14 protein-coding genes are annotated in these 19,531 nt (G+C 35.1%); 8 read left to right on the forward strand and 6 right to left on the reverse strand.

Translation table 11 applies throughout. The features are described from left to right. Positions 1 to 64 precede the first annotated feature (64 nt). Both BLW28_RS06945 and BLW28_RS06950 read right to left on the reverse strand, forming a co-directional pair. Entirely contained in the window at positions 65 to 625 is a 561-nt protein-coding gene (locus tag BLW28_RS06945) for an NUDIX domain-containing protein (RefSeq protein ID WP_073217008.1), read from the reverse strand. A gap of 116 nt (positions 626 to 741) precedes the next feature. Then, complete coding sequence (locus BLW28_RS06950) at positions 742 to 2,421, reverse strand: T9SS type A sorting domain-containing protein (RefSeq protein WP_073217006.1); 1,680 nt, start codon at positions 2,419 to 2,421, stop codon at positions 742 to 744. Positions 2,422 to 2,763: 342 nt separating this feature from the next. On the opposite strand from BLW28_RS06950, the gene BLW28_RS06955 reads away from it, so the two are divergent. Continuing rightward, positions 2,764 to 3,504 (forward strand): T9SS type A sorting domain-containing protein, encoded by a 741-nt coding sequence (locus tag BLW28_RS06955; RefSeq protein WP_073217005.1) that lies wholly within the window; start codon positions 2,764 to 2,766, stop codon positions 3,502 to 3,504. A gap of 79 nt (positions 3,505 to 3,583) precedes the next feature. Here the strand turns inward: BLW28_RS06955 and BLW28_RS06960 are convergent, their stop codons facing one another. Together BLW28_RS06960 and BLW28_RS06965 are read right to left on the reverse strand one after the other, a co-directional pair. After that, positions 3,584 to 5,230, reverse strand: a complete 1,647-nt coding sequence (locus BLW28_RS06960; RefSeq protein ID WP_073217003.1) for a DUF6029 family protein — start codon at positions 5,228 to 5,230, stop codon at positions 3,584 to 3,586. Positions 5,231 to 5,255: 25 nt separating this feature from the next. Next, positions 5,256 to 5,738, reverse strand: a complete 483-nt coding sequence (locus tag BLW28_RS06965) for a TlpA family protein disulfide reductase (protein ID WP_073217001.1) — start codon at positions 5,736 to 5,738, stop codon at positions 5,256 to 5,258. A 161-nt stretch (positions 5,739 to 5,899) separates the two neighbouring features. Here BLW28_RS06965 and BLW28_RS06970 point away from each other — a divergent pair, with 161 nt between their 5' ends. Continuing rightward, complete coding sequence (locus BLW28_RS06970; protein ID WP_073216998.1) at positions 5,900 to 7,198, forward strand: Omp28-related outer membrane protein; 1,299 nt, start codon at positions 5,900 to 5,902, stop codon at positions 7,196 to 7,198. Positions 7,199 to 7,280: 82 nt separating this feature from the next. On the opposite strand, the gene pruA is transcribed toward BLW28_RS06970, so the two are convergent. Further along, positions 7,281 to 8,906 (reverse strand): L-glutamate gamma-semialdehyde dehydrogenase, encoded by a 1,626-nt coding sequence (gene pruA, locus BLW28_RS06975; protein WP_073216996.1) that lies wholly within the window; start codon positions 8,904 to 8,906, stop codon positions 7,281 to 7,283. Positions 8,907 to 9,076: 170 nt separating this feature from the next. Between pruA and BLW28_RS06980 the strand changes: the two genes are divergently transcribed. Beyond that, positions 9,077 to 9,787: an NRDE family protein gene (locus BLW28_RS06980; protein ID WP_073216994.1), complete on the forward strand. Its 711-nt coding sequence runs from the start codon at positions 9,077 to 9,079 to the stop codon at positions 9,785 to 9,787. A 45-nt stretch (positions 9,788 to 9,832) separates the two neighbouring features. Here the strand turns inward: BLW28_RS06980 and apaG are convergent, their stop codons facing one another. Beyond that, positions 9,833 to 10,219, reverse strand: a complete 387-nt coding sequence (apaG, locus tag BLW28_RS06985; RefSeq protein WP_073216992.1) for a Co2+/Mg2+ efflux protein ApaG — start codon at positions 10,217 to 10,219, stop codon at positions 9,833 to 9,835. A 708-nt stretch (positions 10,220 to 10,927) separates the two neighbouring features. Here apaG and BLW28_RS06990 point away from each other — a divergent pair. The 5 genes from BLW28_RS06990 (at position 10,928) to BLW28_RS07005 (ending at position 19,529) form a co-directional block, all read left to right on the forward strand. Further along, positions 10,928 to 12,532, forward strand: coding sequence for a hypothetical protein (locus BLW28_RS06990; RefSeq protein WP_073216990.1), 1,605 nt, complete (start codon positions 10,928 to 10,930; stop codon positions 12,530 to 12,532). A gap of 170 nt (positions 12,533 to 12,702) precedes the next feature. Continuing rightward, positions 12,703 to 12,846: a hypothetical protein gene (locus BLW28_RS15705; protein WP_159431750.1), complete on the forward strand. Its 144-nt coding sequence runs from the start codon at positions 12,703 to 12,705 to the stop codon at positions 12,844 to 12,846. A 1,192-nt stretch (positions 12,847 to 14,038) separates the two neighbouring features. After that, entirely contained in the window at positions 14,039 to 15,217 is a 1,179-nt protein-coding gene (locus BLW28_RS06995; RefSeq protein WP_073216987.1) for a HEAT repeat domain-containing protein, read from the forward strand. Continuing rightward, positions 15,217 to 16,665, forward strand: coding sequence for a glycosyltransferase family 2 protein (locus tag BLW28_RS07000; protein ID WP_073216985.1), 1,449 nt, complete (start codon positions 15,217 to 15,219; stop codon positions 16,663 to 16,665). The genes BLW28_RS06995 and BLW28_RS07000 overlap by 1 nt, the downstream gene beginning before the upstream one ends. A 44-nt stretch (positions 16,666 to 16,709) precedes the next feature. Further along, positions 16,710 to 19,529, forward strand: coding sequence for a tetratricopeptide repeat protein (locus tag BLW28_RS07005; protein ID WP_083540691.1), 2,820 nt, complete (start codon positions 16,710 to 16,712; stop codon positions 19,527 to 19,529). The last annotated feature ends 2 nt before the right edge of the window (positions 19,530 to 19,531 follow it).

Here is a 19,531-nt window from a genome sequence, read left to right on the forward strand (position 1 = left end):
TTTCGATTGGTTGATGGTGCTATCATTTCAAAGAAAATGAGTAATTTTTCATCGTCAACTAATCCTACTTTTTGTTCAAAAGGAACCATTGGATTGCAAGAATTGTCTTTGCGTCGCGCAATGTATCTATATTGTTTGCTAATTCTGAAATTGAAATTTTGACTGTTTCAATATCTTCGTTTTCAGACTCATTTCCGCCGCCTTTTTCAGTTTTATCCATTTCGGAAACTTCTTTGTAAAACAGAAATACCCGTTCGGTAGCACCACCTGGAGATACATAAAACGTGCTGATATGCTCTGGGTTGACAATACTGTATCCTAATTCTTCCTTAACTTCTTTTATAACACATTGTTGCGGACTTTCATTTTCTTCTATAGTGCCTGCAGGAATCTCCAATAACCAACCTACGTTATGTTTGCAAGTTGGATAACGAAACTGATTGGTTAGTAGCAGACTATTGGTCTCTTTTTCTAAAAGTAAAATGGCTGCCGAGTCTCCTCTTTCAAATGCCAAACGCTTGGTGGTTATTTCGTCTCCATTAAACGTTTCGTATGCTACTTGTGCTTTTACGACCTTATAATGATCGTTAAATACAGTTTTTTCGTCTCTGACAACATACTTCATAAAAGGTGTTTTTAGAATGTAATAGTATTTATTGAAAGTAGCGCTTTTTTGGTATAAAACATAAAAAAACCCCGAAAAAATCCGGGGCTCTTCTCAATTATGAAAAAACTGCTTGATTAATTTGTAACAATGAATTTTTTGGTAGTTGAATTACCTTCTTTAGATATTTTCACAAAGTAAGCTCCAGCGTTAAGACCAGATACATTAAGTTGCTCATTTAAAGAAATATTGTTTTTAGAAAGAATCATTCTTCCAAGCATATCATATACTTCGATATTCGCTGTTTCAGCATTCGATATGTTAAGCGTTTCTTTTGTAGGGTTTGGATAAATGTTGATGCCTTCAAGTGCAGATTGATTTACACTTAATACACCGTCGCTAGAAAACTCTGACGATTTTTCAGAACCCCAGTTTCCAACAACGCGGAATAATTGATTTCCATCTGTATCTGTTACAGTTACTCTATTTCCACCATCTCCAAACGAATCTGTTGCTGTGAATGTATAGCAGTCTGCTGCAATGTCAAAACGAAGGTTTATTGTGGCGTTATTGCCATACCCTGTGCCGCTTTGTACAACATTTCCAGCTGAGTCTTTAAGCTCCCAGCTAAGTTCATCACCCCAGTTGTCGGTTATAATGTCTACATAAATAGTTCCTGTTCCTTCTGGTGCTTGATCAAACGTTAGGTCGTAAGTGTTGTTTGAAGTGTCTTCATCATTTGGAATTGAAAAAGTGACAGTGTTTGTGGCTTGTGCAGTAAAAGTTGTTTCTGGTAGCTGAATGTCTTCTTCCCACAACGCAGGGATACTTCCTGTCCAATTGTAAGTGTGCGGCTCTCCGTTAATTTCATAAGAAATCTCCAATGAAGTTATAGTGTTTTGTCCGTTGTTTTTAATTTTAACAACAGGTGCAATGGTTTCAGAGCAAGTAGGGCCAATAGGCATAACTGATTTAATGCTAGCGTCATCTGCAATAGTTACACCAGTAAAATACGGTTGTGTTGAACTACCTGTTGGAATTTCTTGTTGAGTCTCAGTAATAAAGGCAGCTACTTCCATATCTTCCATTACTGTTGCAATGTTATTATAGTCTTCAGGAATTGTAAAAGTATACGTTCTGTCTACAAAAGTGCCTTCAGTTGTAGTGGTTATTTCTTCACCCCATTGCCCTGTAATCATATCTACCAACCGGTGCATGTGGTTATAGTTGTTTCCAGCACCTCCACCTGTTTGTGGACCTTTGGTGTTGTTTTGAAGAAGCGCAACATTTAGCATATTAGTGCTTTGTGGGCTGTCTCCTGTGTAGTAAGCTTCTACGTGTACAACCAATTCTCTGGTTTGAATATCAAGAAAAGCTTCAACGCCTACATTCACATAAGATGCAACTGCCAAGATTTCGTCGGCCGAAATTTCCCAACTACCACGGCCCATTGCTGTACCGCCATTAGTCATTCCTCTGTTCGGGAAAACGTGTCTGTTAACTTGACCTGCAGGATATCCAGCAAGACCAGATTGGGCAGCGATAGCACTTCCATAAGGTGTTCTGTAATCAGGATCTGAACCACTTGGAGCGGCATAACCACCTGTATGAATATTTATCAACGTAACTCTTTCTGGGTTTGCTTCTTTAATAGATTGTGCAATAGCATGTCCTTGCGGGCAGTATACGCAGTAAATTCCAGTAAACTCTTCTAGAACAACGTTTTTGTTTTGTGGTGTTGTCGGGACGATAGTTTGTCCATACGAAGCAAAGGCAATTAATCCAGATGCCAAGCCAAGGGATAATTTTTTAAACATAATTTTTAATTTTAGAATAGGTGTAAAACGACTTAAGTTAGTTCGTAAATTTAGTTTTGAGCCTGAAAAATAAGGATAATAATTCAATTTTTTAGCATTTTATTAAGAGAAAATTACTGTCTATATCATGTAAACCAATTCAGGGTATTGATTTCTATAATTTTCAGAAATGTAATCTATCTTGTTGTAAGATTCTATGCTTTTTAGAATCAAATAGTTGTAAATTGTTAAATAAATGATTCAAGAGGTAGAAAGAGGGCTGTGTTTTTGATTTTTATCTTTACTTTTGCCACAGTCAAGAACCTACTTTTTAATTTCTTATTAATTCTAAAACAAAAAACTATGAAATTTAAATTACTTGTATTGAGTGTGTTAGGCTCTATTACAATAGCTAGTGCGCAATACTCCGTTATGGACGACAATGGTAATGTGCTTAACGATGGTGATATAATAGAGTTTGGTACTACTGATTATCCGGATGCATCGTATGATTTTTTTGTAACCAACGAGAATCCTGATAACGAAATCTATTCACGAGTTCAGCTTATGAGTGCAGAGAACCAGACAAATGCTACTTTTGAGCAATTGTGTTATGGAATTCAATGTTACTATGAAATTCAAATGCTTCAGTTTGTTCCCCCATTAAATGAAGCTCCAGTTGCCATTCGCGTTGGTGCTACTACGGGTCTTGGAAATCATTTTTATAATAATGATCCAGGGAATGGAACAGACAGTGTAGATTATGTGTTTGCTTTCCGTCAATTTGAGGATGCTGATGGTACTATTGAAATAGGAACTCCGCTTACGTTCACTTACCGATATAATCCTACTTTGGGGGTTAAAGGGGTAAGTAAGGTAAACTTGTCTATTGAGTCTACTATTGTTACTGACCAAATGGTGTTACAAGTTAATGAGCCAGTTGCAATGAAGATGTATGATCTTCAAGGAAGATTGGTTAAACAAGCTCAATTTCAAGATGGAACTCACACTGTAAATGTATCTGATTTAAGCACACAAGCCTATATCGTTCAATTTAGAAATAATGGTGGTGCGGTTAGAACTACAAAAATAATGGTAAAGTAAAAACCAGAGTGTATTTCAAAAATAAATGCCGCAGGAACTAATTTCTGCGGCATTTTGTTTTTAAACTAATTCGAAACTCTTAAAAAGTAACTACCAAGTTTGCGCTAACTCCTGTGCTTTTAGGTACCTCGCGACATACACCACCAACACAAATTAAACCTCCACGCTGTCTTCCATAGTTAATAGCAAAACGTGTTCTACCTTTTGAGTAGCTTCCTCCAAAGTTATAATAATGAAGTTCTTTTTCGCCACCATAATTCCAAGCATCTGCGGCAAATACTGTAAATGATGGGTTGAAGTTATACTCCAAAACACTTGCTGCCCAGTTTTTATCGTCGTCCTGTGTCCATAAGTGTTGCAGTTCTAGCCTTAACGCTTTTCCGCCACCCAATCGTCTAGTTGCTTCCACAACTGCAATTTGTGCGTGAATATCGCCTTGATTTCCTACAATTCCTCCTTTTGATACACTCTTGTCGATGATAACATCTTGAAAAGTTACAACAGTACTCCATTTTGATGACCATCGGTTTTTAACTTCCAAATTGATGTCTCTAAAATATCGTTGCCCCTTCCCTATAAACTCAACGTCATAGGTTTGGTCGGTCATATTGAAATCAGCTTCAAGACCCGCCCAGTATGCGAAGTTTCCTGCAAGTTTTGTTCCTACTTTTCCTAATGCAGATTCTTTGTCAAATGAGTAGTATACATCTATTTGAGATCCAACTTCCCCAGCTCTTTTTTCATTTTCACTAAAAAGCAATCTTGGTTGTGAGCTGTATACATATATATTTGATAACATATAATCGTGCTGCTTAGTAATTGCAGGCACATAATTAATTAGTTGTTCATTGTATTGGTTTCCTTCAGCATATCTATCGGAATAAAAGGTAAAGTTTTCAAGTCTTCTAAAGGTGGTGTTAATTCCTAAGCCTTTTCTGGCGTATCCTAAATTTACCTGAAGCGCGGTGCCATCAAAAAGTTGTGGAGAGCTTACATTTCCTTCGTTTACAAGCACGTCTGGATCTTTAGTGATAGCTTCAACGCCACCATAAAATTTATCGGCAACAAAATCTAATCTACCACCATACGCATTCACGGTTGATGGGATAGTGTCGTTAGATCCATTAGACTGGTAACGTCCAACATAACTAGCACCAAATTTTAAGTCTATTGCTTCAATTTTCATTAGGTCGCTAAGGTCTAAATTGGCATCTAATCCTTGAACAATGCCTTCAGATACATCAAATCCATTTCTTGTTTGGCCAAAAACACCAGTAAAATCTACTGCGTTTGTCGGGCTAAACTTTACTCGCATTCCTTTAATGGCATTGTTTATTCCTAACTGTCGGTCTTCCCAAGAGCGTAGAATAAGTCCGCTACCAAATTGTTCGTAAAAATAACCGCCCGTAACATCTAAGGTTTCATTTTTAAAATTTAAATAATAGGTTCCAACGCCGTTTTGTGAGTCCCAAGTAGGCGAATATCCTGAAAGGGCAACTGGTAAATACGATTCAAATTGAACACCAGCTGTAAACTTTCCTAAACTGTAGTTAAGTTGAAGGTAATTGTTAGCTCTAAATTGTTCGTCTGGCGCAGGAAAATCGAATTTCTCATCGTCTAAAAGCCATTGTGAGTTTGACTCTAAGCCACCAAAAAAGTAGCCGTTTTCCTGAGAAAAGCTTGTAGCGCAAATAAGAACAAAAGCGCCAAGTATTAATTTTTTCATGAATTGGGATTGATTATGAATAGTTTTATTTAGAAAGCTCTTTTATTTTCTCATAAAGTTCATATTCGGCTCCAGGGCTATAGCCTGAATGGCGATATACAATTTTATTGTCTTTAATCAATAAAGTTAATGGTACCGTAGCAGCTCCCAACGCGCGTTTAAAGTCGTTGTTGGTGTCGAGTAGAATTGTGTAGTCCCATCCTTTTCCATTAATAAGTGGCTTTACTCTTTTTACGGTTCGGCTATCATCTACAGAAACGGCAAAAAGCTCAACATTTGTTTCGTCTTGCCAATCTGGATAAATTTCGCTTATAGCATCTAATTCTTTTAAGCATGGTACACACCACGTTGCCCAAAGTGATACAATAGTAACTTTATCGTCTTTAGCAAGTTCTTGTGAGTTGAACGTATTACCATCAAGTGTTTTTAAATCGATGTTCGGCAATTCGTTTTGAGAAATAGCTACAATAGACAGCATTAAAAGTAGGGGCAGAATCAATTTTCTCATATTAGTTTAGATTTGTTATTATAAAATTGTGAAGCAATATTAAGTGTTTTTAAACAAAATTGTGATGCTTAACGCGTAAAAATGTTCATTTAACATTTTTAGCCTACACTTTTTTTTAATTTAGATTACCTTAGCCATTTTATTTTAATTATAACCTTGCCATGAAAAAGCTTTCCTTTAAATTTTTAATTTTATTTGCTGTTTTAGCAGTAATTTCTTGTAGTAAAAAAGAAGATCCTATTGACCAGCCAACCACTCCACTTACACTTGTTCTTTCAAGTGATGTAGGGCCTGGTGAGTTAGAAGTTGTTGGTATTAATACAATAGCAATGTTTACAATAACAGGCAGTGATGGTGAAGATTACACCAATTCATCTCAGTTATTCGTAAATGATCAAGAAATTTCGGGAAGTACATACGAGTTTACACAAACAGGTCGGTTTTCAGTAAAAGCTGTTTATGAGGGAATTACAAGTAACATTCTCAGTTTTGAAGTTCTTGAGCCTTCAGAAAGAGTATTAATTGTTGATGTTCCCAAAGCATTGCGCAACCAAACTATTACATTTAAGCTACTTGATGATCAAGGAAATGATAGTGCTCCCGAAGCTGATTTCTTTGTTAATGGTGAAGCTATAACTGGAAATACATTTTCCACTGCCACTCCTGGCGATTTTGAAGTGTATGCCAATTATGTAGCAAATGATGATCCTTATACCTCGGCAACTAAAAACTTTCAAGTGTTTGTTCCGAAGCGAAAAGTTGTTATTGAAGATTATACTGGTACTTGGTGTGGCTTTTGTCCTGCTGTGGCTGTTGCTATAGATGAAGCTCGTGAAGCTACAGAACATGTTGCGGTTGTGGCTATCCATAAAACATCTTCGACTATTCCTGATCCAATGGACTTTCCTAGAATTCAGGAACTACAGGATATGTTTGGAATAGATAATGGTTTTCCGAAAGCACAACTAAACAGAACAACGTCTTGGGTAAACCCGTATCCAATGGATCGTGTGCTTTCAATGGCTGGAAATGATACCGATGTTGCTATAGGAATAAACAGTCAGTTAACAGGTTCTAATCTTACGGTTAAAGTTAAGGTAGTTTACGAAAATGGCTCAGCGCCTGGAGATAAATTGGTTGTTTATTTATTAGAAAATGACATTGTATCGCCTCAGGTTAATTATTTTAATGAAACTCCTGGACACCCATATGAAGGGTTGGGTAATCCAATAGAAAATTATGTACACAATGATGCTTTAAGAAACTCTTTATCAGATTTGTTTGGTGATGCTATTCCGAATAAACCAGCTTTTGAAAAGTTTGAAAAAGAATACTCATTTTCTGTTCCTTCAAATTATGTAGGTGATAATCTAAGTTTTGTTGTAATGGTGGTAGATTCTGATAATACTGCTAAGAACGCACAGTTTTCAAAAATCAACGAGAATAAAGATTACGAATAGTAAGCTTAAAATTGTATAAAACGTAAAAAACCCATCCTAACTAAAATTCAGGATGGGTATTTTAATGGAGTCGATTTAGATATTAACCTAAAAACGGGTATCTATAATCTGTAGGAGAAACAAAAGTTTCCTTCACCATTCGTGGAGAAATCCATCGGTATAGGTTTTGCTTGCTTCCTGCTTTGTCGTTTGTTCCACTTGCACGAGCACCACCAAAAGGTTGTTGCCCAACAACTGCACCTGTAGGTTTGTCGTTAATGTAGAAGTTTCCAGCAGCGTTTTCAAGCGCTTTAACTGCTTCTTCAAGTGCATATCTATCTTCACTAAAAACGGCACCCGTAAGTGCGTATTCACTAGTTCCATCTACTAGCTCTAAAGTTTCTGGCCACTTTTTGTCGTCGTAAACATAAACCGTAAGCACGGGGCCAAACAATTCAGTACACATGGTAGTGTATTTTGGATCTTTTGTAACAATTACAGTAGGCTCGATAAAGTATCCTTTGCTCTTGTCGTAATTTCCACCAACAATTACTTCTACGTTTTTATCCTTTTTTGCTTGGTCTATATAGCCTGCAAGCTTGTCAAAAGAACTTTCGCTGATTACTGCATTAATGAAATTCCCCATATCTTCTGGAGTTCCCATTTTAAAGGAGCGTACATCGTCGATAAGATAGTTTTTAACATCGTCCCATATACTTTTTGAAATATAGCAACGACTAGCAGCACTACATTTTTGTCCTTGGTATTCAAAAGCACCACGTGCCATTGCTGTAGCAACTTGTTTTGGATCTGAAGACTTGTGGGCAACGATAAAATCTTTTCCACCAGTTTCTCCTACAATACGAGGGTAGGTTTTGTAGTTTGAGATGTTGTCTCCAATTTTCTTCCAAATTCCCTGAAAAACACCAGTAGAACCAGTAAAGTGAACTCCGCTGAAATCAGGACTAGCCATTAACGTGTCTGAAATCATAGCAGCGTCTCCCATTACCATATTGATAACACCGGCAGGTACACCTGCTTCACGGAAAATGTCCATAAGTACCTTTGCAGAGTAAACTTGGGTGTTGCTTGGTTTCCATACAACTACGTTCCCCATTAATGCAGCACTGGCAGGAAGGTTTCCAGCAATAGCTGTAAAGTTGAAAGGCGTAATTGCGTAAACAAATCCTTCTAAAGGTCTGTACTCAATACGGTTCCAGGCTGCAGAAGTAGATTCGGGTTGTTCAGCATAGATTTCGGTCATATATTGTACGTTAAAACGTAAGAAATCTATAATCTCACAAGCTGAATCAATTTCGGCTTGATAAATATTTTTAGACTGCGCAAGCATTGTTGCTGCATTAAGTTTTGCTCTATATGGACCAGCGATTAATTCGGCAGCGCGTAAGAAAATTCCGGCGCGTTGTTCCCAAGGCATCGCAGCCCACTTTTTTCTAGCTTCTAGGGCAGAAGTAATTGCTTCTTCTACATTCTTCTTTGTAGCTTTATAATAGGTTCCCAACACGTGCTTATGGTCGTGAGGAGGAGACATAGTAGCGGTTTCTTTGGTTTTAACCTCTTTCCCGTTAATAAATAAAGGCACTTCTACTGTAGCCTTGTACATTTCTCTATAAGTTTCAAGTACTTCTTCGCGTTCTGGTGAACCTGGCGCATAGCTTTTAATAGGTTCGTTTACGGCGATTGGCACTTTAAAAAATCCATTTCCCATAACTGTAACTGTTTAAAATTTATAAGATTGCAAAGATACGATTTTTTTAGTTTTCAGTTGGCGGTAACCGTTGGCAGTTTCCCTTTATGTGCAGATAAAACTTTCTCCATTCGCAGGAACAAGATTTACTTAATTTATTAGCTTTACTGCATAGTGAAAACTTTGTAAAAATGTGTACAGTAACTTTTATTCCACGACCTAATAATAACTTCATTCTAACGTCTAATCGCGATGAAGCTCCCGAGCGTGCTACTATTCCACCTAAAATGTATAAAGAAGAAGTTATTATGCTGTTGTACCCACAAGATGCAGTAGCGGGTGGAACTTGGATTGGAATAAGTGAAAAAAAACGTGCTGTTAGCTTAATGAATGGAGGTTTTAAAGCGCATATTCGAAAATCTCATTACCGAAAAAGTAGAGGGATAGTGGTTAAGGATTTTTTGATTGCCGACGATTTAACATCTTTGTTAACATCATACAATTTTGATGGAATTGAGCCTTTTACCGCTGTTGTTGTGGAATGGACAAACAATGTAGAATTATTTACATTGGTTTGGGACGGTGAAAATCTTCATACTATTAAAGAGGCCAATGTTCCAAAAATATGGTCTTCATCTCCTTTATATCCCGAAACTATAAAACTGGAACGCGAACAATGGTTTTCAGTATTTCTATCAGAAAATGAAAATGTTTTAAGCAAAGAGATTCTTCGTTTTCATAAAACAGCAGGGGAAGGAAATCTGGAAAACGGTCTTATTATGGATCGTGGGTTCGTAAAGACAAAAAGCATTACGCAAATAGTTAAAAACGGAGATAGGCTAGAAATGCGTTATGAAGATTTTCAATTAGAAGAACCAAGTACTTTAGTTTTTGAAAAATAGAAGAAAAACAATCACAAACTTACTTCCGAGTTGAAAATATCAGCTTTAATTCATTGAAAAAGGAGCGCTCAGGTTAAATAATGGAATGGATACTTTGAAGTTTTTTGTAGTTACGAAGTTCACTAAATTATAATGTCCGCTCATAGCACCCATTGGTGAGTCTAAAAGGCATCCGCTTGTATAGGAATGTTTTTCGCCTGGCATTAAAATAGGTTTTGCACCAATAACTCCTTCGCCTTGAATAACTTTAGGCTTATTAAGCGCATCTTTTATATTCCAGCAACGAGAAATAAGTTGCACAGTATCTTTACTCTGGTTTTCAATAGTAATAGAATAAACAAAGGCGTGTTTTACTTCACGGTGTTTAATAAAAGAACCATCATATCTGGTCTTTACTGAAATCTTGATGCCTTGAGTTACTTGTTGAACCATTGTTTTATAAATTACGACACTTGCTGCTGAAAAAAGTTAAGTAACGGCAAACTGGTCAAAATTAAATATTGCTTAAAAATACAAATTTATTTATGGAGACCAATGTGTGTACTTACTAAAATTATGGGCCTTGGTGCTTACTTTATACTATTTCTGCGTTATAGAAATTGACTACCAATCAACTTTTTTTCATTCATTAATTATATGTGCTTTATGTGAAGATATCGATTAGACCTAAATGTCTTCTCCTTAAACTCTTTACTGTTTAAAACCAATATTGTCCGAGGAAAGAAACAAGTCGGCTGCTGTAAGAAACAAGCCTGTCCGTCGTCGAGGCGAGAACCAAGACTAGAAGCGCAATCTATTGTAAATAAGGGTTTAAAGGTTTTAAATCAGATTGCATTTTACTGTTTTGGTTTTATTTCTAGATAAGGTAGAAAGGATGGTCATCAGTAAGCTAAATAGCTAAAGTTTTTGTTGGTCTAACTTTAATAGGAATATCTAAAATTTAAACGTAAAAAGTGATTTAAAACATTCTCTAACGTGCTTGACATTATGCTTATTTTTCAACTTTAGTAGACAAGCACAACTTAGTCTTTAATTTGTCATCAGTCTTCCTAAATATCTATTATTTTGACTTTTTAAAAAAATAAAACCTAAAATTCAGATAACTTTCGATTATAAGCTGTTTTTTGTTAAGTTTACTGTATGTTTTTACGGATAATATTATTTTTTATTCTATTTCATTCTGCAAATGCACAAGTAGATGTTAAAATGCTAATAGATAGCTTAGCACAAACTACTAAAGAAAGTGAAAAAGCTTCCTTAAGCATGAATATTGCTTCTGAATTAGTAAATCAGGATTGGAAAAGAGCACTTCATTATATCGATATTGCCGAGAAAAGTGCTCGACATTCGAATTCAGATAGCATTATCGCTAATTTTTACATAGAAGTGGCCTTTATTTATGCTCGTAAAGAAGCATACGATATAACCCTCGCAAATCTACTAGAGGCTTATAAGTACTACGAAAACAAACCATTTAAGGAGCGTTACGTTTTGGAAAACGATTTGGCTATCGCATATTCACAAACTGAAAACTATGACCAGGCATTAAAGTTTTTTCAGAAAATCACCAATCATGAATATACAAGTGAGGATCCTATACGTTTGGCAAAAATGTTTAATAATATTGGATTAGTTTGGATGGAGAAAAATCTTGATTCGGCAATGGCGTATTATGATAAATCAGTAGCACTAATTAAAGATGAAGATATGCCAGATTTTAAAGTTCTTCTTTATACTAATCTTGGAAGGGCTTACGCTTTAAAAGATGACTCTCGTAACGCAAAAAGATATTTTAACCTAGCAGTTCACGAGAGTGGTAATATTCGTGATGGTAGGCTAGCCTGGATCTATGGCGATTTTTCTGAATTCTTATTAAAAAACAAAAAACGAGATTCGGCCATCTACTATTCTAAAGATGCAGTAAGAATATTAGACAGTATTGCCCCATTTAGTATAAATCAACTTAAAGCTTCCGAAGTACTTTACAAAGCATATATTGAAAATAAAGAATTTGAAAAGGCAGCCAATTATTTCGAGAAATTTACGGCAATTTCGGATAGTTTAAACATTGAAGATAGAAGAATAAATGTGCAGAAAATCGTTTTGGAAGAGGAATATAGAACTAAGGACAAAATCCGTAAACTGGAAGAAAGCAAAAGTCGGTCGAATATGTATAGTGTTATTTTCGGTCTTTTCGCTCTATTGTTAATATTAGCGGTTCTTCTATATATTTATAGAACCAAGCTTAAACGAATAGAGCTTGAAAAACAATTGGTTACTTCTAAACAAAAAGAATTACACGCAAATCTTGAGTTAAAGAATAAAGAGCTAATTGGCAAAGCGATGATTGAATTGCACCACACAGAAATTATCGAAGACATATTAAAAGATTTAAAAGAAGTTAAGTTAAAGGCACATAAAAAAGAAACCCAAAATGCCATCGACTATATTGCCAAACGATTAAGACGCGATACCAACACCAATATTTGGGATGAATTTGAACTGCGCTTTAAAGAAGTTCATGAATCTTTCTATAAAAACCTCCTCAAGACACATCCAGATCTTACTTCAAAAGATAAACGGCTTTGTGCGCTTTTAATGCTAAATCTCACCACTAAGGAAATTGCTCAAGTTACAGGACAGTCTTCAAAATCGGTAGAAAATGCACGTACAAGACTTCGGAAAAAGCTAGATATTACAAACTCCCAAGCCGATTTATCTTCATATTTGTCTAACCTAGGATAAAACATCCAATTCTTCAAAACAATTAAACTGCTGAAATACAGATAAATGCGCTTAAATGAGTGTTAATTTTATGGTGCTAATTGGCTTCTTGAGTGTTTTTGGTGGGGCTACATTTTAGGGTCTGTCAAAAACACGTCTTATTTTGAATTGTAATTAAATTCTATGTTTCCATGAAAAAGAAATCCACTGATAAAGAAAAAAGCTTCTTGGATAAATCCATAGAAAACAATGCAGATAAAAAAAGTGCTTTGAAAAAAATCATTGTAGAATTGGAGAAAGAAAAACATAAATCTAAAGATTTATTGGACAAGTAGAATTATCAACTTTGGCAGTGGTAACTAGTTGAAATAGATTTAATAATGAATCATCTATTAACTACATAATTCTTAAGAACATGGATTACATACATTACGTTCTTTGAATTTTGATTTAACCTAAAAATAACTTTGTTTATAGCTCAAAGTTACTAACACTAGTAAAACACTTTTTGGCACAAGCTTTTTTAAACTTCGAGTAACCCGAAGAAAAGTAGAACGTGAGCACAGCAAGTCTATACTTTTTTACACTATAGGTTTAAAAGGCAACATTTATATTCTCTTAAAAAAAGAAAACGATTTTTAGTAGAACCGTGAAGCTTCGTTAATGCTGCATATATCAAATTGTAACGCTTTTGTAACGCCTATTTAAAGTTTTGCTGTTGTATATTTTTCAACTTTAGACTGTGAAAGGAATAAATTTTAAACGGATAGCTAATTTGCTTCTAATCTTTTTGGTAGGGGTAATTTTATTTTGGGTGGTTTGGTATTATTATGACGCTCAACTTCAAAATATAAACGAGGAGATAGAGCAATTAAGAAAAGACTGATGATAATCGGTTATTTTGATAATTGTTAAGCATTTATTTTGCTTTAAAATTTAAGAATAAAACCGCAAGTAAGATTGTTGTTATAGATGACGTTCATCTGGAGAAAGGGGTTGTTTTTAATAACTATAAAGTGATCTGTTAGGATAGATTTCCATAAATATGGTTTTTTAAAAAATAATTGTGTTTATTGACTTAAATGATATTTAATTTGTACTAAATTTATATTTTTGTTAATATTTTATATTTTTAATTAAGTCGAATAAAAAATATTGATTATTGAGTGTTTCGGTCACTATTATATGATTTTTATTGCGTAACTAGTTTTTACTTTTCATCTTAAAAATTATTAATGAGGATGTTAGGGTTTTATCGAAGAACGTAGCCTTCAATTTTTTTAGAGATTAGAGTTTTGTTGTTTTTGATTTATATCGCAATTAAAATATCAATCTAAAATTGTGTCTAGAATAAATGGTATTTACTCAGTTTCTACAATAGATGGAAGAGCCTTAGATAAAAGATAGAAGGTTTTTAGCAAGATGTTACCTGTGAAAATAAGGACTTAAATGATGCTTTTTTTGTGAAAAACAATAATGAGTTCGGTTTTTACTACAAATCGGTTTAAAAATTAAAATATATTAAAAATGGAGACTTTAGAATATTACTTTCATTATTTGGATGCTGCATTTGCAGGCATGCCATTAATTATTAGTGTAACGGTTATTTTGGTTCTTTTGTTATTAGGAGTGTCTGTTTTTTGCCTTTCAAGAACACTTTTCCTTAACTATAAAGACGGACAAAACTTAAATAGGCTAAATGTTATAGTGTCTAAATATAATGACCGATTAAATTCAATACTTTATAACCCAAATCAATTAAATTTAAATGAAGTTCACGACGTTTTTGACCATGATTTAAAGCTGACCAAAAAATGGGAAATAGAACACTTAACCAATTTAATTGTAACATTAAAGCAGTTTGGAAAAGCTAAGGAATTAAATCTTCACAATTATGCAATGGTCATAGAAGCCTTTGATCTTTATACCTATTGGGAAGATCAAACAACTAAAGGAACTAGAGTTTGCAAAAAAAAGGCTTTACGGATGTTAGATAATATCGGTGCTAGTGTTCCTAATTCAATAATTCAAAGGTTGGCATACAATAAGGATGATAGTTTACGAAAACTTGCCCGAGCTGAATCTTTCAAAATTAATAAGTCGAACACCTTTAAATTTATGGAAGATGATTTTGATAAGGGCTTTAATCACCTTGACGAACTAAGAATTCACTCGGGTCTAATTTCTAACGCTAAGAAAAAAACACTTCCCCTATTTGGTCGCTGGATACGAACTGCAAAAAATGAAGACTTCAAGTGTTTTTTAATTAGGGAGATAGCATTTTTTAATCAACAGGAAAGTGCGTCCTATTTAATGGAGTTGTACAAAACAACAGATAGTCTTACAGTAAAATCACAGATTGTAACAACATTTGGAGCCCTTAAATATGAACCGGCATTTACCATGTTAACAGATGATTATCCCTATAGTTCTACACCTGTGCAAAATGCTATTGTTGATGTTATGGGCGAATACGGTAGCCCCGAAGCTTTAGATTTTTTAAAGAATATTTATAAAAGCACACATCACGATGATAAAAGCTTTATCAAGATTATCGAAAATATTTACAAAATTGATTGCCAAGCAAAATTAATATTCAAAGAACTAAGAAAGTATGCTGCATCCGAATTCGAGAAAAAAGCATTTTCGTACGTAGAATACAACTCGAATTTTCTTGGTACTAGAAAGAAAACTAAATTGTCTTAATGGACACAGTTATATATTTTTATCAATATGCTATTTTTTTCTATGCAATTTGTCTTACCGTAATTTACCTTGTTTTGGGAATTTTGGGGTATTTAAATATTCTGAGAGAAAAAACAAGATACACTTTAAAAGAAGAACACTTACTTAACCTTTCACCTAAAAAAGCGCCCGGTATTTCAGTTGTCGCTGGAGCTTATAATGAAGAAGTTATTATTATTGATAGCGTAAACTCTTTGTTGAGTTTAAATTATCCAAATTTTGAAGTAGTTATTGTCAATGATGGAAGTGTAGACAAGACCTTAGATCTTTTAATTAATCACTTTCATTTAGAAGAAATACCTTTTCCCTATGTTCAAAATATTCGTTGTCGCCCTGTTAAAAGAATTTTTAGATCTACAAATCGAGCTTATTCGAGATTAACCGTAGTAGACAAGGAAAATGGCGGTACCAAAGCCGACGCAATGAATGCGGGTATCAATGTAGCCAAGTACGATTACTTTATCAATACCGATGTAGATTGTATTTTGGCAAAAGATACCCTAACAAAAGTTGTACTTCCTGTTTTAGATTCAAAAATCACCGTAATTGCTGTTGGGGCAACCATGAGAATGGTGAATAGCTGCGAGATAAAAGATGGCGATATGGTAGCGGCACATCCTCCTAGAAGGTTTATCCCCACTTTTCAAGAAACAGAATACCTTCGTTCTTACCTACTAGCAAAAATGGGTTGGGCGGCGCTCAATGCTATTCCTAATGTTTCTGGGGGCTTCGGGTTGTTTAATAGATCTGTTGTTATAGAAGCTGGTGGTTACGACCCGCTTTCTCACGCTGAAGACATGGATATGACTATTCGAATGGTTGTTTACATGCGCGATAATGGTCGCAAATACAAAATAGTTCAAATACCCGATACTTGCTGTTGGACTGAGGGCCCTCCAAATATTCAAGTGCTTAGTAGACAACGTACAAGGTGGGGAAGAGGTTTGTTGCAGATTTTTATTGTTCATAGAAGGTTTCTTTTTAACCGAAGATATGGCCGTTTAGGGCTTGTAATTCTTCCTTATGCGCTGTTGTTTGAATTTGTGGCTCCAATTATTGAGGTAACTGGGTTTTTTGTTTTACTATTTTTGTTAATAACTCAACAAATAAATTTTTCTACCTTTTGGCTTATGTTGATATTTGTCTTCTTAATTGGATTCACAATGTCGCTCATTGCTATCTCGTATGATATTAGCGTAAAGAAACAGTATAAGCTCAAAGAATATTTTCGCTTAATCTTTTTCTCTTCATTTGAAGCAGTATTATATCATCCATTAATTGTTATATTTAGCTTAAGAGGGTATTGGCAGTTTCTAACTCAAGAAAATTTTGAATGGGGAGCAATGACAAGGCAGGGGTTTTCAAAAAAGTCTTCTTCCAAAAAAGCAGTAGTAGAAAAACAATTGTAATAAGTGTAGACTGGAAAGGAATTAATAAGGTGTCAAAAGAAAATATGATAACAACGATATATAAAACTCCTTTAAAGTCGGTATGCATTACCTTGATTTTCATATTAGGGTTTCAGACTATTTATTCGCAAGTTAAGGTAACACTTGACGATAGGAAAGATTATACCGAACAGGCAAGCGCGCTGTTTGAACGTGGAAAATGGGAAGAAGGAAAAATAATTATAGACGAAGGGCTGGATAAGCATCCGAAAGATTCTGATTTAAATATGCTTTCGGGAAAGTACCATCATCATTACAAAGAATACGATAGGGCACGATACGATTTAATCAAGGCGTTAAGGCAAAACCCAGGAAACGTAGATGCTAAACATATTTTAGTGAACGTTGAAACAGACTCCAAACGATATTCCAGTGCAATTTGTTACGTAAATGAATTATTAGAAATAAACCCCTATTGGCGTGGGCTATGGCGAAAAAAAATAGCTATTTACGAGTTGCAGGGAAATAACGTTGAAGCTAGTAGACTCCGGAAACGGATTATGCAAATTTATCCAGAAGATAGTGAGTTGCAAGAAGACTACCTATACAGTGCCGAAATGCAAGCCATTGCCAGCAATAAGTCAGCAAATATAGAACAAGCTATTGCATTAAGTAAAGAATTGGTAAATCAAAAAGCCGATAATCCTGAATATTATTTAATGCTAATAAATAATTACCTGAAAGCAGGAGATCAATACAACGCACAAAGTTATATTGAACAGGGCTTAGATAAGTTTCCAAAAAATCTCTCGCTTATTGATAAGAAAACAGGATTGCTGGCAGAACAAAATCGCTATAACGAGCTATTGGGTTTCCTGCAGCAAGAAATTAAAAGTAATAATTCTCCAGAATTAAAAAAGCAATACAATTACTATCTGTTAGAGGCTGCTAGAGATGCTAAAAACAGGAAGCCGGCAACGCTATACGGAAAGGTGCTAGAGCAGAATCCAGGAAATGAGGAGGCTTTTGAATATGTATTTATCGACGTAATGGGAACACATCAATATGAAGAAGCGCTTGGTATTTTAAATAAACAACGCAAGGCTAGGGGCAATTCCAAAAAACTATCTATTATGGAATTGATGGTTTACAATAGAATGGGCAATAAAACCCGAGGCGATGCATTGGCAAAACAACTTTTTTTACAATATCCCGATGATGCGGATTTACGAATTAATTATGCCGTTATAATGCTAAATGAAGCCAAAGACAAAATGGCTGAGGAGCGCTATAGTGAAGCCATTACAGCATGGGACGAGGTATGGAAATACGGTGATTCAGAAATGAAAAAGGTTGCGCAAAACGCTATATTTAATGCATATATGGCAATGGGGAACACCGAATACAATAACGCTTTGAATGCCTTAAACGCTATGATTGAAGCGGATCCATCAAATGCAGATTTGTATGTTAAACGCGCAGATGTTTATTGGCGGCAAAAAAAGTACAAATTGGCAATTGCTACTTACGAACAAGCCCTCCAGATGGTTGCTGAAGATGTTAAACAGAAGCATCTTGGCGGTTATTCCGATATGATTTCGCAGATTGTGAAAGAACTGAACGAGCAGTTTCGGTATAGCGAATCCTTGGCGTATGTAAAAGAATGGTTAAAGCAAGACCCTAATAATTTGCAAGCTTTACAATATGCCGTGAACCTCTCTTTTCAAACAAAAAATGCAGCCGAAATGAAGCGCTATGCCCAAATGGGCAAGGAAGCATATCCTGAAGAAGTGTATTTTAAAATTAAATTAGCTGAAATTGAAGGAAAGGACGATAGCAACTTTGAGCGAATTTATCTAGCGATGCATCAAGATGTGTTGAAAAACCCTTATAACATTGATTTAATTAACGCTTTTACACAAGTTTCAGACGATTACGGAAATCAACTAATTAAAAATAAGGATCTAGATTTGGCCCGTAAAGTCTTAGACACAGCTTTATACTATTCACCTGAAAACAAAACCCTAAAGTACTCCAAAGGAAGGGTCTTTGAAAAACTGAAGCAATATGATTCAGCGTATGCATACCAATCGGTTTATGAACCTGATTATTTAGAAGAAAATCAGTTTAAACAACATCTTTATTACCTTAACTATAAGAGTAATCGTAATGAAATAGGTATTTATCATTTGCGAAGTCGTTATGGAGATGAAGACATTATATCTACTGTTTCAACTTTAGAATATAGTTTTTTCGGAACAAGAAATACGTATGTAGGGAGGGTAAATTACGCAGGTCGTAACCCCGGAAAAGGTGTTCAAATTCAATTGGAATGGGGAAGAATTCTGAACGAACGAACACGGTTTAAAGTTGATGCTGCTTGGGCCAATCAGTTTTTTCCAGAAATAATGCTCAATGCTTCGATTTATAGACAATTAAATATTTTAAACGGACTCGAAGGAGAATTGGGGCTAGGCTACAGAAAATTAGTTGATGATGAAAACTTTTTAAACCTGGTTGTTGGTGCTACAAAAGAATTGGATAAATGGAGGTTCAATTCGCGCTTCAATAATTTTGTTTTAGACGGGCAATGGCTTTATAACTTTTCGCTAAATGCACGTTATTATATCGCATCACCTAAAAGCTATGTAACGGCAATGGGAAGCATAGGGTCTTCTCCGGATATTGAAATGATAGATTACCGACTTTACGATGGTTTTTCGGTGTTGAATACAATGGTGGGAGTAGGAGGTAGCCACCTGCTAACAAAAAACCTGTCGGTTGGGGTTTTAGGTACTTGGTATAATTATAAGAATGATCAAAACACTAACTTCGACTTTAGAAATCTATATAACCTCTATCTTCAAATTCATGTGGCTTTTTAATT

The sequence above is a fragment of the Aequorivita viscosa genome (assembly GCF_900106795.1).
GTDB classification, from domain to species: domain Bacteria; phylum Bacteroidota; class Bacteroidia; order Flavobacteriales; family Flavobacteriaceae; genus Aequorivita; species Aequorivita viscosa.

Excerpts from the sequence above, each read along its gene's own strand:
- BLW28_RS06945 (WP_073217008.1), bottom strand. The coding sequence starts at position 625 with ATGAAGTATGTTGTCAGAGACGAAAAAACTGTATTTAACGATCATTAT.
- BLW28_RS06950 (WP_073217006.1), bottom strand. The coding sequence starts at position 2,421 with ATGTTTAAAAAATTATCCCTTGGCTTGGCATCTGGATTAATTGCCTTT.
- BLW28_RS06955 (WP_073217005.1), top strand. The coding sequence starts at position 2,764 with ATGAAATTTAAATTACTTGTATTGAGTGTGTTAGGCTCTATTACAATA.
- BLW28_RS06960 (WP_073217003.1), bottom strand. The coding sequence starts at position 5,230 with ATGAAAAAATTAATACTTGGCGCTTTTGTTCTTATTTGCGCTACAAGC.
- BLW28_RS06965 (WP_073217001.1), bottom strand. The coding sequence starts at position 5,738 with ATGAGAAAATTGATTCTGCCCCTACTTTTAATGCTGTCTATTGTAGCT.
- BLW28_RS06970 (WP_073216998.1), top strand. The coding sequence starts at position 5,900 with ATGAAAAAGCTTTCCTTTAAATTTTTAATTTTATTTGCTGTTTTAGCA.
- pruA (WP_073216996.1), bottom strand. The coding sequence starts at position 8,906 with ATGGGAAATGGATTTTTTAAAGTGCCAATCGCCGTAAACGAACCTATT.
- BLW28_RS06980 (WP_073216994.1), top strand. The coding sequence starts at position 9,077 with ATGTGTACAGTAACTTTTATTCCACGACCTAATAATAACTTCATTCTA.
- apaG (WP_073216992.1), bottom strand. The coding sequence starts at position 10,219 with ATGGTTCAACAAGTAACTCAAGGCATCAAGATTTCAGTAAAGACCAGA.
- BLW28_RS06990 (WP_073216990.1), top strand. The coding sequence starts at position 10,928 with ATGTTTTTACGGATAATATTATTTTTTATTCTATTTCATTCTGCAAAT.
- BLW28_RS15705 (WP_159431750.1), top strand. The coding sequence starts at position 12,703 with ATGAAAAAGAAATCCACTGATAAAGAAAAAAGCTTCTTGGATAAATCC.
- BLW28_RS06995 (WP_073216987.1), top strand. The coding sequence starts at position 14,039 with ATGGAGACTTTAGAATATTACTTTCATTATTTGGATGCTGCATTTGCA.
- BLW28_RS07000 (WP_073216985.1), top strand. The coding sequence starts at position 15,217 with ATGGACACAGTTATATATTTTTATCAATATGCTATTTTTTTCTATGCA.
- BLW28_RS07005 (WP_083540691.1), top strand. The coding sequence starts at position 16,710 with ATGATAACAACGATATATAAAACTCCTTTAAAGTCGGTATGCATTACC.